Genomic DNA, 15,952 nt, shown 5'->3' with positions numbered 1-15,952 from the left:
CGCCGCATGGCTAACGTCCGCCCGAATCAACCGGATAGCCCGCCTCCATCCACGCATTCATGCTGCCGCTCACATTGTACACGTGAGTATACCCTAAGTCGGCTAACGCCTCCGCGGCAATGTTACTCCGATGCCCGGACCGACAGTAGACGACGATATGATCGGTCAAGCTCGCTCCAAGCTCTTTGTGTCGGGCTTTGATCTCTCGGAAATCAATGTTGAAGTCGGTGCCGGGAATAAAACCTTCGGCATGCTCTTCCGCAGAGCGCACATCGACGAGGATGAATCCCTTTCCGCTCTTTGAAGGCGCCTTCGCGATGCCCGCCCGCAACTGCTGGACGGACAAGAGATACGAATGGTGAGCCGAGACGCCGTTACCGGCCACGAGCATCGACATCACCAGACCGCCGATTATTCCAACCATCCGGCTGCTCATTTGATACCTCCCTTTCATACTCGTCGCGCCAATCGACAGGAACGGCCCGTGATGTTTATGATAGGAGCCGCATGAAGATCGGGTCAAGGCTCAGTTTGGCCGTCACGTGTTTGTTGATCGGGTGCGCCGAAGGGGCCAAACTCGTCCAGGATACGGGCGATGGAGGCGTGGTGGTCTATCCATTCAAGGCGCCGCAAGGATCCATGTTGTCTTCCTTTCGAAAAGACGCCATCGATCTGATGCGAGAGAAGTGCGGCGGCCAATATACGATTACCCGTGAGGGCGAAACAAAAGGACGGACGAGAGTTTCAACCGCGGTTCAGGGATCGCAGGAAATGCTCTCGGAGCGCCGGTGGGGGATTGAATTCCGATGCAAGCCCTCTCAGTGATGTCACGCCGTCACACCGATCTCAAGCGGATTGACGCGCACCCGCGAGCAAATCATCAATTGTCAGCAGGCTCACCACGGTAAGCCCTTCCTGCTCAACGCGAGATCGCCCATTCTGTTCCTTTCGGTCCACAATGACGAGTGCGTGAGTGACGTGAAGTTCGGCTTGCCTTGCAGCCGCAACCGATTTCAGCAGTGACCCTCCGCTGGTCAAGACGTCATCGACGATCAGTGCCCGATCACCGGGATTGATCGCTCCCTCGATGAGCTTGCCCATTCCGTGACCCTTAACCTGCTTGCGTACCACAAACGTGCGCCATGCACGGCGGGGCGTGGCTCGAAAAACATAATCAGAGATGCTGGTCGCAATGGAAATCGCCCCGAGTTCCAAACCTCCGAGACAATCGAACGCGATGTCGCCTAGTACCTCATGCGCAAGGGCTCCCACGAGATTCCTCGCGTCGGGATGGGCCATAAGCGATCGACAGTCGACATAAAATGGACTGACTTCCCCCGAGGCGAGAATGAACCCCTTTCCAGGATCCCATTTGAACGACCGCGTATGCTGGAATGCTCGAATTAATTCCTGCCGGGCACTCATAGCAGAGTCACCGCGGAAGCCTGATAAGCAGTAATCGATCCAAACCGGATCATACGTGAAAAATCGGACATTTCATTGACCATATTCGTCCTTCGCTGTACGGTCAAATGACCCTAGTACAACTGTGATCTAACAGGATCCTTTCATGGCAGGCGGACAGATCGTGGACGGTGGGCGAGGCGGATCTATCTTCTCTACCTCAGGAGGCGGTTGTGCTTCATCGGTTGCGGACGTTTCACCGTGGTGTGATGCGCGATCTGAATGTATCGCGCAGGCCTGGACGATCAACATAAGACAGAGGGGTAGCGAAAAGGCTTTCAACCATTCCCCACATGGCATCAGAAAGGGTGCCATCTTGGCATAGCTTGACGACAAAGTGAAGCCGTCACCAATCGCGTATGGATTTTGGTGCGGCCCGCGCGGTTTTTCATGGATACGGGTCGACGTCATCGGAATCGTGCTCTGCCTGTGGGGAGGTGCCGGATTGGCTGAACCGGCACCCGTTAGCAGCTTGCTTGTCAAAGGATTCTCATTCGCCGGCAATACCGCCGTATCCGAATCTGAACTCGAAGCAGTGACCAAACCGTATACAGGCCGATCACTGACTCTGGCGGAACTTGAAGGCGTGGCCGATGCAGTCACAGAACATTATCGGCAAAAGGGATATACCCTCGCCACGGCCTATATTCCACAGCAGAACATTCAGTTCGGTATGGTGACGGTCGCGGTCCTGGAAGGCAGGGTGGGGAATATCTCCGTCACAGGCAACCGGCACTATTCAACCGACTTCATCCGACGCAATTTCGCACAAGCCATGGAGGACAACGTCGTAAAAAACGCCGCTCTTGAACGGGGATTGTTGTTGCTGAACGAGTATCCCGATTTGAAAGTCTCCGCCGTCCTGGAGCCGGGTCCCTCCACGGGGTCGACGAACATCCGTCTTCAGGCCGAGGACAAGCGACCGCTTCATGTCACGGTGGATTATAACAATTACGGGTTCAACACCATCTCGCGAAATCGTTTTGGCCTGGGCGTCGAAGCCGGAAATGTCTTGTTTGATGGTGCGACCATGAATCTCAACGGCATCATCGGAGATCATCCGGACCAGTTGCAGTTTGTCACCGGAGCCTATGCCGTCCCGATCGGGGCTCATGGGACAAAGCTCGTCGCGTCGGGGTCGGGCGGACGCTTTGATGTCGGCGCAGAATTGGCGGCCCTTCAGTTCCGAGGAACGATCACCACATACGATATTGCCATGACTCACCCATTTGCGAAGTCGCGCTTTCAGTCGCTCTTGGCCGAAGCGGGGTTCGCCTCGAAAGACAATAAACTGTTCGCGTTGGGAACGTTGACCGGAGACGACGCCGTGCGCATGCTGAAAGCCGGCGTCAACTACGATCGCCTGGACCTTTCCGGCAGAAGTTACGTTTCGCTGTATGGCTATCAGGGTCTTGGAGAGCTCCTCGGGGGGATGGATGACAATTCGAGCCTTAGTACGCGCAAAGGCGCGGATAACAGATTTACCAAGGCGACCTTGAACGCGGGGCGCATACAGAGCCTCGGTCACGGTGCCCTCATGATCGTCAGAGCCACTGGACAGGCGACGACAGGGCCCGTCGTGGTGATTGAACAAATGCTGCTCGGCGGTCCGGATTCCGTTCGCGGTTACCAACTCGGCGAACGGTTCGTCGATGAGGGATACTCCGTTTCTGCCGAAGTGCGCGTGCCCTTTTTCCCTTCGCTGTTGGGATCGACTCAGGCCACGGTCTTTATCGACCATGGCGACGGACGCGTACATAACCCTCAACCCGGCGAACGACCTTCCAATAATCTGACCGGCACCGGAATGGGACTTCAGACAGAGTTACCGTATCTTTCTTCAAGGCTTCGAGCCGAGGCGGGATTCCCGCTTGGACCCACACCCATTGGAGGTACGGTTGCCGGCGGTCGTTCGCCGATCATCTACTTACAGGCGATCGCTAGATTCTAGTCCGAGGGAACAACGCGTGCGTGATCATCTTTATCCGCAAAGCCATCTCAACAAGACACACGCGCGCATTCTGACGCAACAAGATCGCTTGCATAGACTGGCGGCCGGCTTTCACGGCAGAGCCAGCCTGTCGCGAGCTCTCCGTTGCCTCCTGGCATCTGTTCAGATCCTCATGCCGACTCTGGCCGCTGCGCTTCCAGCCGACGGTACGGTGGTTGGAGGTCGGGCGACGATACAATTGAGTACCGGCAAAGCCCTCACCATTCAACAGACCACCGACAAGGCCATCCTGAACTGGAAAAGCTTTTCGATCGGGCAAGGGGAATCCGTTCAATTTGTTCAGCCTTCCGCAAGCTCGGTCGCTCTGAATCGCGTACTTGGAACCGACCCTTCAATTATTCTCGGCCGACTACAGGCAAATGGGCGACTCGTTCTCTTGAACCCCAATGGGGTTCTCTTTGGAGCAGGGTCTCAGATCAACGTCGGGGGATTGCTTGCCACAACATTGCAGATCCGCGACAGCGACTTCATGGCCGGTCACTATTTATTTGCGCAAGATCCCTTGAAAACGCTGGGAACGGTCGTTAATCGGGGGGCGATCCAGATATCGGATCATGGCTTTGTGTTTCTCGTGGCTCCTGGCGTTTCCAACGAAGGTTTGATCGTCGCCAATCTCGGACAGGTCGTTCTGGGGTCGGGTAGGCAGTTCACAATGGATATGATGGGAGACGGTCTCATCAATTACGCGATAGACGGAAAAGTCCTTAGTCGCCTCACGGGTATGGACGGCGCGCCACTCGCCTCTGCCGTGGGAAACAGCGGGACAATCATAGCCGGCGGCGGTCAAGTCATCCTGTCGGCCAAAGCCTCAGGAGAGGTGTTTTCCTCCGTCGTCAATCAAAGTGGGGTCATCCGAGCCAGAAGTTTGGCCGGCGAGGGAGGAATCGTACGACTGGAGGGATCGGATCCCGTCACCAATACCGGTCGCATCGGCTGGAAAACCAACCTGGGGCAAGTGAAGCACGCGGATGGGATAGTACTCCATACGGGCGAAATCGACGTGTCAGCGGCACAGCCCGGAGCGTCTCAGGGCCAGGTGACAATTACCGGAGAGACTGTACGCTTGTCTGGGAACATCCTTGCGCGAGGAACGGATGGTTCTCAGGGTGGACGAATCCTCATCGCATCGACAAAGAATACCGTGGCCACAACTGACAGCGTGGTCGATGCATCAGGGGCCGGTCATTCGAGTGCTGGAAACGTAGTGGTGTGGTCTGACCGCGACACCCGGTTCAACGGAAATATTCTTGCCAGGGGAGGAGACCAAAGCGGAAATGGAGGCCAGGTAGAAGTGTCGGGGCATGAGCGGCTTGGATTCAATGGGCACGTGAACGCGCTGGCGCCCAACGGGATGACCGGGTCTCTCTTGCTCGATCCGCTCAGCATAACCGTAGCGACGGGAGGTGCCGCCACGTTGGCGCAGGTGGACCAATTCGGCGATACACCGGCCGCCAACCAGACGATTGACTCAGCGACGATCAATGCGGCCGCCGCAAATGTGACCTTGCAGGCAAACGCCGACGTGACAGTGTCCAATCCCATTTCGATGACCAACAATGGCGTTGGAATCAGCATGCAGGCTGGACGTAACATCAACGTGAATGCGGCGGTCACAACCAACAATGGAAATATCTCGCTGTCGGCCAACGATTCCAATGCCATCAGCGCCAATCGGACAGCAGGCGCCGGCGGGATTACCTTCGGAGCGGCGGGTAGCCTCAGCGCAGGCAGCGGCGATATTGCGCTGTCGGTAGGATCTTCCAGTACAGCGCCATTCAATCCAGGAGCCATCACGACAGTGCGGAATCTCACGACCACGACCGGCAACATCGCGATCACCTCTCCCAATGGCGTCAGTCTTTCCGGAATCGTCAATGCTGGTTCTGGGACCATTTCGATCAACGCAAATACGGATGGGGCAGGAGCTCAAGGACTTACGATGAACGCAGGGAGTTCCATTGCCACGACAAACTCCGGGGGGAACGCCGTTCAACTCGTCGTAAACAGTCCCGCGGGAGGAACTGGCACAGCGGCTTTGAGAGGATCCATCTCGACTGGCGGCGGTGGAACCACCCTTATCACCACACGCGGACAAACCGGAGCAGGAGGAAACATCACCGGAGGTGCGATTACCCAAGGAGCGGTCCTAACGGTGGATACGGGAGCCTCGGGCACCATTGATTTGGCGACCGGCGACCCGGCCGCAGGCATCACACTGAATACTGCCGGTAACGACTTCATCGGTGCGATCGGCGTCAGTCGGGCGTTTAACGTCGCCCTGCGGGATGCGAACGCCTTGATCTTGGGCCCCTCGACGATCAGTGGGACCTTGGCGGTGACGACCGCCGGCCCTCTGACCCAATCGGGAGCCCTGGCGGTGACAGGGACCACCACCCTGGCCGCCGGCGCGGCCAATAACATTACCCTCACAGACGCCGGAAACGCCTTCAGCACCGTCGCCATCACCAGCGGCAACAACGTCGCCCTCACCGATGCCACGGCCTTGGCTCTTGCCGCTTCCACTGTCAGTGGCACCCTCGGCGTGACCACCAACGGGGCCTTGACGCAAACCGGTGTCGTCACGGTCACCGGCGCCACCACCCTGGCCGCCGGATCGGCCAACGATATCAATCTGGGCACCGCCGCCAATAACTTCAGCACCGTCACCGTGACGAGCGGCAACAACGTCGCCCTGCGCGACACCAACGCGCTCATCCTCGGGCCGTCTACCGTCGGCGGCACCCTCGGCGTGACGACCGGCGGCGCCCTGACCCAATCGGGCGCCCTCTCCGTCACCGGCGCCACCACGTTCACCGCCACGGTCGCCAATACGGATGTGCTGCTGGGGACGCAGGCCAATACCTTCAGCGGCCCGCTCGGCTTTGCCGGCACGTTGACGAACTTCCGCGACGTGCAGCTGCGCAACGTGAACGCGGCCGCGACCGTTCCGGTCCTGGCCGGCCTCACGAATCTCCGCAATCTCACCCTGACCCACGATAATGCCGCCGTGGCTCTCCCAGCCCTGACACTGGCAGCAGGAGGCACTCTCACCGTGACCGCTGGAGGGGCCATTACCGACAGCGGCGCCCTCGTCATTCCGGGCACCACAACCTTGACGGCCGGCGCCAATCCCATCACGCTCGATAATGCGAACAACTTTACCGGCGCCGTGTCGGTCCCGAGTGCCGCTGCCGTCACGCTCAACGATATCAATGCGCTGGCGCTGGGCCCCTCGACGATTGCCGGGCCCCTTACGGTGACCACCGGCGGCGCCCTGACCCAGTCGGGCGCCCTCTCCGTCACCGGCGCCACCACGTTCACCGCGACCGCAACCAATAGCGACGTGTTCCTGGGCACCCAGGTGAATAACTTCGGCGGGGCATTGGCTTTTGCCGGTACACAAGCCAATTTCCGCGACGTCTCGCTCCGTAACGTGAATGCCGGCGCGACCGTCCCGGCCTTAGCTGGTCTCACCAATCTGCGTAATCTAACGCTGACATTCAATAACGCGTCGATCGCCTTGCCCCCCACCGTCCTGAAGGCAGGGGGCAACTTGTCTGTCACGGCCGGCGGCACAATCACCGACTCTGGCAATCTCGTGGTCCCCGGTACCACGACCCTGACGGCTGGCGCGGCCAACAACATCACCCTCGATAATGCGAACAACTTCACTGGCGCCGTCTCGATCCTGACCGGCAATAACGTCATGCTGAATGACATCAATGCGCTGAATCTTGGTACCTCCACCATCAGTGGCACCTTGGGCGTGACCACCAATGGCGCTCTCACCCAAAGCGGTGCGCTCACGATCACGGGAGCCACGACCTTGACGGCCGGCGCGGCCAACAACATCACCCTGAATAATGCGGCCAACAATTTCAGCACCGTCGGCATCACCAGTGCGAACAACGTCGTCCTGACCGATGCCAATGCACTGAACCTAGCTACTTCGACGATTTCAGGATCGCTGAACGTTACGGCGGGAAGCTTGATCAGCCAATCGGGCGCCCTAACCGTCGCAGGCGCGGCAAGCTTTGACACCACGGCGGCGGGCGCAATGGGGTCGGTGACACTGACGAACGGTAATGCTCTCGCGTTCAACACTTCGACGGTGGGCGGCAATCTGACAGCGGCCACCACCGCCGGTGATCTGACACTACCGGCCGGTCAAACTCTTACCGTCGCAGGAGATGCCACGCTGACTCCGGCCGGCAATGTGAACCTCCTGGGCACAACTCGGATCGGTGGGACGCAATCGTCCGTCGGCAGCGCGGGGGCGAGCTTTGTGTTGGGCACCGATACGAATCTCAATGCGCTGCCGTTACCAGGCACCGGGCCCATTACCGTTACCACGACCGGGACCACTGCCACCTTCACGGGTCCGGCGCTGCTCCCCTCTGCCATTATGCTCAACAACGCGGGAAATCATTTCAGCGGCCCTGTCTCCGTGACCACTGCAACCTCCGCCTTCACCGGCACCATAACGAATACCTATCACCTGACCCAGAGTGCGCCAGTGACATTGAATGTCGGTCAGAACCTGACGGTTACGGACCTCGGCGGCACTACCGGCACCCGTGGCAACATCACCCTGCCCAACACTGGTAACAGTTTTGAGACCGTCAATTTCACCGGGGGCAACATCACCTGGGCCGAGACCGGCCCCGTCACCATCGGGAGCGTGAGCGCCAATGCGGGGGCCACCTCTGCCGGTACGCTCGGAATCACCGCCACCGGGCCGATCACGCAAACCGGTATGATGACGGTCGCCGGGGCTACCGTCCTCGCAGCTGGCCCGGCCAACAACATCACCCTGAATAATGCGGCCAACAATTTCAGCACCGTCGGCATTGCCAGCGGAAACAATGTCTCCCTCACCGATGCGAACGCCTTGACGCTCAGCGCGTCGACCGTGAACGGAAACATATCCGTGAGCGCCAGCGACTTGACAATCGGTGGGGCATTGACCTCAAGCGGGGGAATCTTGAATTTGAACGCCACGAATTCGGTGACTCAACTTGCCAACCTCGCGACAGACGGGCCGAACACTGTGACCGTATCGACATCGGGGGGGCCAATCGCTATGCTGGCCACGGCAATGTCCACGACTGGAGCGGGGGCGATCATCTATTCCGCTGGAACTGATGTGACGTTAGGGTCTCTCACTACAGGGGGAGCGGTGAATGTCGCCGCCAACAATGGCTCGGTCATGAGCGCTCCGGGATCCGGAGTCAATGTCTCAGCCGGAGGGAATTCGACCCTTCAAGCATTCAATGGAGTGGTGGGCACACAGATATCCCCCTTACAGGTCAACGTGAATGCCGGCATGCTCAGCATACGCGCGGCAACCGCCGTGTCTGGAATCTCGGCATTTGTGACGGGCAGGGTGAGCCCCGGGAATTCGCTGAGTCTCTTGAACGCGCCGCCTGGACTCGTGTGCTTCAATGGTTGTTACGTTCCTGCAACCAGTCCGACTGCCGGCTTCATGGGGTTCGTACCATCCTTTAATCGCGATTCGGTCATTCCTTCCTATCTCTATGAGCCCACAGGCCCGAACATGATCGCCGTGATCTCCACCTATCTACCGGAAACTATCGTCGCGGAAACGCCCATCGACATCGGATCCGATGAACCGAGCGTGGCGAGAGAAATTCCTCCATGTTTCCCCATCAACGCCTGCAGAACGGGTTCGACTCTCTTGACAGCACCGGCTGAAGACAAAGATGCTGACGCAACCGCACGGTGATGCCGCCAAGCTCATAGCGGTTCATGGTGGATCCCACTGCGGCATGTAAGGCGGGACCCACACCCGGTAGCAGCAGGACGACAGACCTCTACGCGAGGAACTTGTTGGTTTGTTGTCTCAGAAGCGCGGCGACCAAGTTCAAATCATATGGCCAGGCATATCGCAAATTGACCCCGGGGTGACGCGTGCGTAACGCATCAAGAATTTCTGGAATTTCGACTTCCGAATGGGATCCTCCAGGAGTGAACATCGTCGTAGCGACGGTGATATGCGTCGCGCCTTGCGCAACAAGGTCATCGACCGCCTCCTCCAGCGTCGGAGCACAAAATTCATTGTACGCCAAGGCAAACAGTACGCCGTTGAGCTGCGGCCGCAACGCCGACGCCACAGCTTCGAGGCCGGACCGGTAAGGATCCGTCTGTGCCGTCCTGGGCCATCGACGAATCTTGGTATCTAGTTCCAATTCTTCCGAAGAAGGAGGCAGGTTGGCCGCGCGCCGCTGCCCCTCCAAACGCTTTAATCTCGTCACTAATTCCGGAGGGCAGTCCTTCGGAATGCCTCCATGACCTACCAACACGACGCCACGAACCACTCCTGCCATCATGACTCCTTTCATCGCGCCTGTTCAACAGCCTACACGTAATTTCTAAGCTTGAGCTCCTTTGGGTAGGGAGTGAGATAGACCTGCTCTCGAAGATAAGAGACGTCATACACGCCCGCGTAATGTTGAAGCAACGTGATGGGCACAACGAGCGGCACGAAACCCTGATGATATTCGCGGATCACCGCATCGAGCTCCTGCCGTTCATCCGCTTGGAGGCGGTCTTTGAGGTGGCCCACGATGTGTTGAAGAACGTTGACGTGCTTTCGTAGGGTCGTTTTTACCGATAGGGCCTGCATGAACAACGGGCCGTAGCGCTCGTAGAGCTGTGCAGATCTATACACGTGGGCGTGAGCCACAAGTCGTCCCAACGTCTGGTAATGACCGCGGCTATGCGCCAGTACCAGGTACTTGTGAATCGTATGAAATCGAACGATCTTCTCACGGGTGAGTCCGCCCTGTCCCAATCTCTGGAACCGATAATACGAACAGACTCGCTCAATGAAATTGTCACGGATGGCCGGATCGGACAGACGGCCTTCATCTTCTACCGGGACAAGAGGATACTGTTTGGTAAACGCCCGTGCGAAGAGTCCGACGCCGGAACGGATCGGCAGACCATGACGATCGAATACGCGTACCCGTGTGACACCACAGCTCGGAGAATCTTTCTTGAAAATATACCCCGAGAGCCCATCGCCTGCCAGAGAGCCAAGTTTTCGCTCTGTATAGTCAGCAAGCTGCCTGGTCATGTTCCTGCCGGTCTTAATTGTAATAAGCTCCGGGTGCAGCACATCGCCTTCCAGGCGCATGGGCTCACGGGGCGTGGTCATGCCCGCTTCAACCTCAGGACAAATCGGCACCCATTCGACGTGACGGCTCAACACGTCGGTGACGAAGCGATCCCGTTTGTGACCGCCGTCGTATCTGACCTGTTCCCCCAAAAGGCACCGGCTGACGCCAATGCGAATCGGTAAGGGATGAGACTCGCTTAGGCCTGTGCTTGTCATGAGGATCCGCGTGCTTCCGCTCGGGACGATTCGGCCAGCGATAAATATTCGTGTCGGGCCTGCTGATGATCTACCACAGGCTCAGGATAGTCTATGCCGAGACGGCAAGCGAATCGAGTCTGTTCTTGCGTGCTCATCATATGAGGTTCATGAATGAACCGCTCAGGAAGCGAGACGAGTTCTGGCACATACCGCTTAATGTAGCTACCGTCCGGATCGAATTTCTTGCTTTGCAAGACGGGGTTGAAAATACGGTACCCGCGCATGGCGTCAGTGCCGGTGGAGGCGCACCATTGCCAGTTGCCGTTGTTCGCGGCGACGTCACTCATGGGGGTCTACCGCATCCAATCCGACGGCAGGCTTTTCCACCATCCACTCGGATGAGCGTCACGCCACCGTGCCTGCTCTAACCAGAGACGATCAGTTTCTGTTTTGTTCAGTCTGTTTGCCATGGCTGCCGCGACGTCCGATTGTTGGCGAACACCTGTCTGAATCATTTCTTTTGCCATGCGAGCCAAGCCTCCGGGAGGGTCAACCAGTTCCTCGGTGGCTCGATGGGCGAGGTTGAGATACAGCTGTTCGACGGCAGTCCATTGCTCCTCACGCGAAAGGTGCTCAAGATATGCATCAATGGCATGATAGACATAGATCAAGCGAACATACCCCGACACGGACGGGGTCTCGTCCAGACCCCGCTGGCACGTTTCCAGTGCACGACGGTAGTCGCCTGCGATCATATAGAGTTCAATCTTTTCGTTGTCCTGTCCAGTCGCAGCAGAGGCGTGATGGACGGTCTGAGGGAGAACAAGGACAAGGGCAAGACCGAGTGCCCACTCGGCGACGGCTAACAATACTCTCGTGGTAAATCTCATTCCCATTCGTCGGTACACTTTAGTCGTTCCACGACACCGCGCATCTGTGGACATCACCCTCAATCATCAATCGCATGCTGATGAGATTCAATTGGCAGTTGAAAAATGCTTTGCAGCGCAGCCTCTACATTCTGGTAGTTGAACACAAGATCTCCCTGAGAGTGCTTTTGGGAGATAGACCCGTTGTCCGATAGTCATGAGCGTCCCAGGTTCTCCCAAGGCTACTGAGCGCAATGGCAGAAACGGGAAGCCAGGGACGACCGACCAAGTACCTGCACGACAAGAAGCTGTAACGTAGAGGGTCGAATCGAACTTCTTCAGGATCTCTCAACCCGTTACGGCCATCTCACGGTCTCGCTTTCGAATCATCTTCTTACTGCCCAGAGTTGCGTGCGGCAGGAATCGTCAATCGCGGGGTTTGAATCGAAATTTTCAGGCTATCGGGTCCACCCGGCAAAGAAGCCTACTGAGGGACGGGCGGAGCGGGGGATGCGCCGCCTGGAATTTGGAGCGTGATTGAAGTAGTGTGACCATCTGACTTGGTCAACGCTTCAATCTTGTCGCCCGTCTTGAGTTTTCCTGCCGCTCCGACGATCTTGGTATCAGCCGCCACGCGCAGCCGAACTTCATGGCCTGAAAATTCTCTCACGACCAGTTCCTCTCCTTCCCAATACAATACATCTCCTTTCACAACCGTAGCAGCGTTTGAAGGAACGCCATCGGGAGTTTGGGCCGGAACGACTGTCGGAAGCACGGCAAGGAGCAGAACGACAACGATTCGCATACCGCACATCATGGATGACCTCCTACAGCGTTGGTGGCGTGTCCACCTTCGACGCAGGCTCGATTTCACGATGCTCGTCCTCGGCACCCGATGCTTGCGCATCGATCATTATTGGACGTCGGTCCGGCCGTCGAAGTGATCCTGAGAGTCCCTATCCGCATCCTGCTTGGTCTTGTGAATAGTTCCAAGTTTGTGATCGGGCGGACTGTACACAGTGTAGAGCTTCAGATGCTCGGTCTTTGAGGTATTGAACACGTTGTGCTTTGTGCCTTTTGGGATGATCACCGCAAATCCGTCTCCGACAGGCTGCTGCTGTCCGTCCAGGACGACCATACCCGTGCCCGACTCAAACCGGATGAACTGATCGAGATCGTGGACTTCCTCTCCAATTTCCTCTCCGGGTTTCAAACTCATGAGGACCAATTGTGAATGGTGTGCGGTAAACAGTACATGGCGGAAGTTCTTGTTCTCAATCGTCGCTTCTTCGAGTTGGACCACATAGCTTTTCATCATGATAGACACTCCTCCGTTTCTTCCGGACCCGCACCCCTCATCCGGTGCGCGGAATGCTTAACATAGTATCAATTCCCGTCTCATCAGACCAGAGGGTGCAACCTTCCGCTACCTATCGACACCATAAGACCCGAACTGTGCTGTCGAATTCCTCAAGTTTTTCAGTATCCACATACAGGCCTACGTTTGCCGTTAAGAGATATCCCAATACTTCGCCAATGAAGAAGGGAGCCAGGTTCTCACCCCTGGGGCAATCATCCAATTTGCCCGGCCTCAATGCTCTCCCCCCCCTGACGCGCACGTCGCTGGCCACGAGTGAAAAGATATCGGAGGGATAGGCAGACGTCGATTGACCGACCAGTACGCTCTCTCCATTCTTGTCATGCATCCCGGTGAGACTCTGCGTCCTTACCGTCAGCCATCCCTCGCTCTCCGCTTGCTCCAATCCATGATGATGCAGATTCTGCTTTACCTGTTTCGAGCAATCTCGTGGCTTGATCTCGATTGGTTTCCCGCCGGAACTGCTGACATCCAGCAGCTCCGGGAGGATGAACATCGACCCAACCTTCTCCACGTCCGCCAAGACGAATCGGTTGAGAAACCCCGAGCACACATCTGAGATCCCGTTGATCTCGTGAGAGGCTCCGATGCCGGTCCATTCCTTCTTGTCCCGGTCAAAACCTCTCGCCCCGGCTTTTGTATGCGCCAGGACTGCCCTTCCTTCCACGGCAGTTGCGACCTGTGCCCACGTTGGAGGTCGCGGGGCGATTTCATATAGTCGTTGTTGCGAGCTATTCACGACGGTCGAATGAGAGGCAATGGCTCCAAGGGCGGGAGTGTCTGAATCAGTCTCGATCAGGTGTTCTCCAAAATCGAGAGCAGCTTTCCTGGCTGCATTCGGTGGAATCGTTGCAAAGGGCTCTCCGTCTATACTGACGCGGCAACCAAGTGGAGAAACGCAGCGAAGCAGCAGTTTCCCTGCGCCAGTCGGCTGGGTCGACGGATTCTTCCCTGCTGATGAAGCGACAAACCGATTCCCTACGAACCCATGAGAATGCTGATCCTCTGACGAGCCGGCGGGAGAGTGGGGTACGCCGTCCTCTGCTCTTCCGACGAGCATGGCACACCCAAGAATAATAATGAGCATCCAACGTATGTTGATGATGGTATCCAGTCCAACCGGGCTCCGCATGCGCAGATAGACCCCCAGGATTTATCCAGCTGGTCAAGCATACGCCGAGCGCGCTCGTTTGTGCCACCCACAAAACGTCGGCGGGGATCATCGACTGTTCCTGGATGGTGAGTTCGGTTCCGGTTAGTGTTCCAACTCGTCACGCACGGCGCTGAGGAGTTCCGGAACACTGAAAGGCTTGGTGAGCATGTGACGGGCGCCCAGCAGTCTTGCCCTTTCGAGCATCTGCGGCTCACCTAGCACGCCCGTAATGGCGATGACTTTTACGTTGAGAAATTCTCTCGTCAGCTCAATGATCGTATCCAGGCCACTCAGATCAGGCATCAGAATGTCCGTGATCACTAGATCGGCGGTCTGTTCTCTATAGGAAGCGAGACCTTCTCGACCGCTCTGGGCTTCCCGCACGTCATAACCTGATTGTTCCAGCACGGTCCGCAAGAGCAGCCGAACCGCGGGTTCGTCATCGATGATGAGGATTGATGCCATAATCTCCCGTCGTGCACGACGCAACATCACTGAGGATACTGAAAACGAGGAGATTCACAAGGAGAAGATTGATTTGAGACTTGCATCCCGGATCATGGCGCTCTCGGACCGATCCCGGACGGGATAATGCACATGGCTATGGTGGGAAGGCGAGCGGGCGTCTTCGAGACGAGGGAATATGATCAATGCTCAGGCGTTGGTTCCCCGCAAGAAAACTGTTCGGGCCAGACGGTTCATGCCAAGCCGTCACGCCCGAGTGTTGATCGTTTCGGAGAGCCGCCGCTCGAAGGCCACCGAAGGACGGAAGGTTATGTAGGAGTTGGCCGTGGCTCTCGGCGGCGATCGGCGCTCAGAAATCGAAGCTCATAGTTCGCACTCGGCACGGAACCACGAAATTTTACATGAGGAAGTATGTCGACTCACAAGAGTGAGTCTCACCGTTCCCGGTACGGCTCGTCGATTTCGTGTTTGGGGTCATTTGTCACACTTACTGAGAAAATTGGGCCTTACGTTGACTCAGAAAAGGAATCTGGACCAAGGTGAAAGTATGGAGGGCTCACATGGGCGCATCAACGTGCTCATCATCGACAGCAACGATGATGACCGCCCGTACTGGCGGCGGCAGTTGACGTTAACCTCAGCCGACTATCATGTCGTAGAAGCTGAAAGCGGCCAGACGGCTCTTCAATTACTGCAGGCCCACTCGTTTGATTGCATCATTCTCGAACTGGATCTGCCTGATATGACAGGCTTGGAGCTGTTGGCTCGGGTCCTTCCACGTCCCCATCACCCTGACATCGCCGTGGTCGTGCTGACACGCAAAATTTTCCTCACGCTCGCCGACCTTGCCATGAGGTCCGGTGCATACGTCTGTTTGGTAAAAGCATTGACTTCCGTGGAAGACCTGGACCAAGCGCTCCGGGAGGCCATCGCCGCCGTCAAATCAATTCGAAGAGATCGACCGTTATGAGGGAGCCCCCACCTCAACATCAGCTTTCTTGAGCGTGTCCCTCCTTCGGCCTGGGCTGACGGACGACATGTTCTCCACACACAATGCAGTCATAGAATCCCGTCCGAAAACCATTGTCCGTCCATTCCAATTCTAGATTGAGATGCTCACACATGGCCATCTCACGCCGTTCCTTCCATTTCACCCGCAGTTCCGCCGCTTGAGTTGTATTCATCCGTTCACCGCTTGGCTAAGACCTGCCTCAACTGTACCGCTCTTGTTTCGCCTTACACAACACGTCTCAATCGTCACCTCCCATGGACG

At 57.1% G+C, this 15,952-nt stretch carries 14 protein-coding genes; 4 read left to right on the top strand and 10 right to left on the bottom strand.

Annotated elements, in window-relative coordinates; all coding sequences use genetic code 11:
- Positions 1-10: 10 nt before the first annotated feature.
- Positions 11-436 (bottom strand): rhodanese-like domain-containing protein, encoded by a 426-nt coding sequence (locus W02_RS12265; protein WP_173048091.1) that lies wholly within the window; start codon positions 434-436, stop codon positions 11-13.
- Positions 437-507: 71 nt separating this feature from the next.
- On the opposite strand from W02_RS12265, the gene W02_RS12260 reads away from it, so the two are divergent.
- The gene (locus tag W02_RS12260; RefSeq protein WP_173048089.1) at positions 508-825 is read left to right on the top strand and encodes a hypothetical protein; all 318 of its coding nucleotides are present in this window, start codon (positions 508-510) and stop codon (positions 823-825) included.
- Positions 826-846: 21 nt separating this feature from the next.
- Here the strand turns inward: W02_RS12260 and pyrE are convergent, their stop codons facing one another.
- Positions 847-1,425: an orotate phosphoribosyltransferase gene (gene pyrE, locus W02_RS12255; protein ID WP_173048087.1), complete on the bottom strand. Its 579-nt coding sequence runs from the start codon at positions 1,423-1,425 to the stop codon at positions 847-849.
- Positions 1,426-1,801: 376 nt separating this feature from the next.
- Here pyrE and W02_RS12250 point away from each other — a divergent pair, with 376 nt between their 5' ends.
- Positions 1,802-3,415: a ShlB/FhaC/HecB family hemolysin secretion/activation protein gene (locus W02_RS12250; protein ID WP_173048085.1), complete on the top strand. Its 1,614-nt coding sequence runs from the start codon at positions 1,802-1,804 to the stop codon at positions 3,413-3,415.
- Between the two features lie 16 nt (positions 3,416-3,431).
- Entirely contained in the window at positions 3,432-9,221 is a 5,790-nt protein-coding gene (locus W02_RS12245) for a filamentous hemagglutinin N-terminal domain-containing protein (RefSeq protein WP_173048083.1), read from the top strand.
- 88 nt (positions 9,222-9,309) lie between these two features.
- Here W02_RS12245 and W02_RS12240 read toward each other — a convergent pair whose 3' ends face one another.
- From W02_RS12240 to W02_RS12205, 8 genes are all read right to left on the bottom strand, one after another.
- Complete coding sequence (locus W02_RS12240; RefSeq protein WP_173048081.1) at positions 9,310-9,825, bottom strand: sirohydrochlorin chelatase; 516 nt, start codon at positions 9,823-9,825, stop codon at positions 9,310-9,312.
- A gap of 29 nt (positions 9,826-9,854) precedes the next feature.
- On the bottom strand, positions 9,855-10,832 hold the full coding sequence (locus tag W02_RS12235) for a DUF523 and DUF1722 domain-containing protein (protein ID WP_173048079.1): 978 nt from the start codon (positions 10,830-10,832) through the stop codon (positions 9,855-9,857).
- Positions 10,829-11,161: an FAD-binding domain-containing protein gene (locus tag W02_RS12230; RefSeq protein WP_173048077.1), complete on the bottom strand. Its 333-nt coding sequence runs from the start codon at positions 11,159-11,161 to the stop codon at positions 10,829-10,831. The genes W02_RS12235 and W02_RS12230 overlap by 4 nt, the downstream gene beginning before the upstream one ends.
- A 6-nt stretch (positions 11,162-11,167) precedes the next feature.
- Entirely contained in the window at positions 11,168-11,710 is a 543-nt protein-coding gene (locus W02_RS12225; RefSeq protein WP_173048075.1) for a hypothetical protein, read from the bottom strand.
- A 457-nt stretch (positions 11,711-12,167) separates the two neighbouring features.
- Positions 12,168-12,488 (bottom strand): hypothetical protein, encoded by a 321-nt coding sequence (locus W02_RS12220; protein WP_173048073.1) that lies wholly within the window; start codon positions 12,486-12,488, stop codon positions 12,168-12,170.
- 108 nt (positions 12,489-12,596) lie between these two features.
- A complete protein-coding gene (locus W02_RS12215; RefSeq protein WP_173051468.1) occupies positions 12,597-12,998 on the bottom strand; it encodes a cupin domain-containing protein in 402 nt (133 codons plus the stop codon).
- A 115-nt stretch (positions 12,999-13,113) separates the two neighbouring features.
- Entirely contained in the window at positions 13,114-14,193 is a 1,080-nt protein-coding gene (locus tag W02_RS12210) for a hypothetical protein (RefSeq protein ID WP_173048071.1), read from the bottom strand.
- A gap of 123 nt (positions 14,194-14,316) precedes the next feature.
- Entirely contained in the window at positions 14,317-14,679 is a 363-nt protein-coding gene (locus W02_RS12205) for a response regulator (RefSeq protein WP_173048069.1), read from the bottom strand.
- A 547-nt stretch (positions 14,680-15,226) separates the two neighbouring features.
- Between W02_RS12205 and W02_RS12200 the strand changes: the two genes are divergently transcribed.
- The gene (locus tag W02_RS12200; protein ID WP_173048067.1) at positions 15,227-15,649 is read left to right on the top strand and encodes a response regulator; all 423 of its coding nucleotides are present in this window, start codon (positions 15,227-15,229) and stop codon (positions 15,647-15,649) included.
- Positions 15,650-15,952 lie beyond the last annotated feature (303 nt).

Origin of the sequence: Nitrospira sp. KM1 (assembly GCF_011405515.1) — a bacterium.
Classification (GTDB): Bacteria; Nitrospirota; Nitrospiria; order Nitrospirales; family Nitrospiraceae; genus Nitrospira_C.
The sequence above is the reverse complement of the archived record's forward strand: the minus strand, read 5'-3'. Positions and strand labels throughout refer to the sequence as shown.

Excerpts from the sequence above, each read along its gene's own strand:
- W02_RS12265 (WP_173048091.1), bottom strand. The coding sequence starts at position 436 with ATGAGCAGCCGGATGGTTGGAATAATCGGCGGTCTGGTGATGTCGATG.
- W02_RS12205 (WP_173048069.1), bottom strand. The coding sequence starts at position 14,679 with ATGGCATCAATCCTCATCATCGATGACGAACCCGCGGTTCGGCTGCTC.
- W02_RS12235 (WP_173048079.1), bottom strand. The coding sequence starts at position 10,832 with ATGACAAGCACAGGCCTAAGCGAGTCTCATCCCTTACCGATTCGCATT.
- W02_RS12200 (WP_173048067.1), top strand. The coding sequence starts at position 15,227 with ATGGAGGGCTCACATGGGCGCATCAACGTGCTCATCATCGACAGCAAC.
- W02_RS12230 (WP_173048077.1), bottom strand. The coding sequence starts at position 11,161 with ATGAGTGACGTCGCCGCGAACAACGGCAACTGGCAATGGTGCGCCTCC.
- W02_RS12260 (WP_173048089.1), top strand. The coding sequence starts at position 508 with ATGAAGATCGGGTCAAGGCTCAGTTTGGCCGTCACGTGTTTGTTGATC.
- W02_RS12225 (WP_173048075.1), bottom strand. The coding sequence starts at position 11,710 with ATGGGAATGAGATTTACCACGAGAGTATTGTTAGCCGTCGCCGAGTGG.
- pyrE (WP_173048087.1), bottom strand. The coding sequence starts at position 1,425 with ATGAGTGCCCGGCAGGAATTAATTCGAGCATTCCAGCATACGCGGTCG.
- W02_RS12215 (WP_173051468.1), bottom strand. The coding sequence starts at position 12,998 with ATGAAAAGCTATGTGGTCCAACTCGAAGAAGCGACGATTGAGAACAAG.
- W02_RS12220 (WP_173048073.1), bottom strand. The coding sequence starts at position 12,488 with ATGCGAATCGTTGTCGTTCTGCTCCTTGCCGTGCTTCCGACAGTCGTT.
- W02_RS12210 (WP_173048071.1), bottom strand. The coding sequence starts at position 14,193 with ATGCGGAGCCCGGTTGGACTGGATACCATCATCAACATACGTTGGATG.
- W02_RS12240 (WP_173048081.1), bottom strand. The coding sequence starts at position 9,825 with ATGATGGCAGGAGTGGTTCGTGGCGTCGTGTTGGTAGGTCATGGAGGC.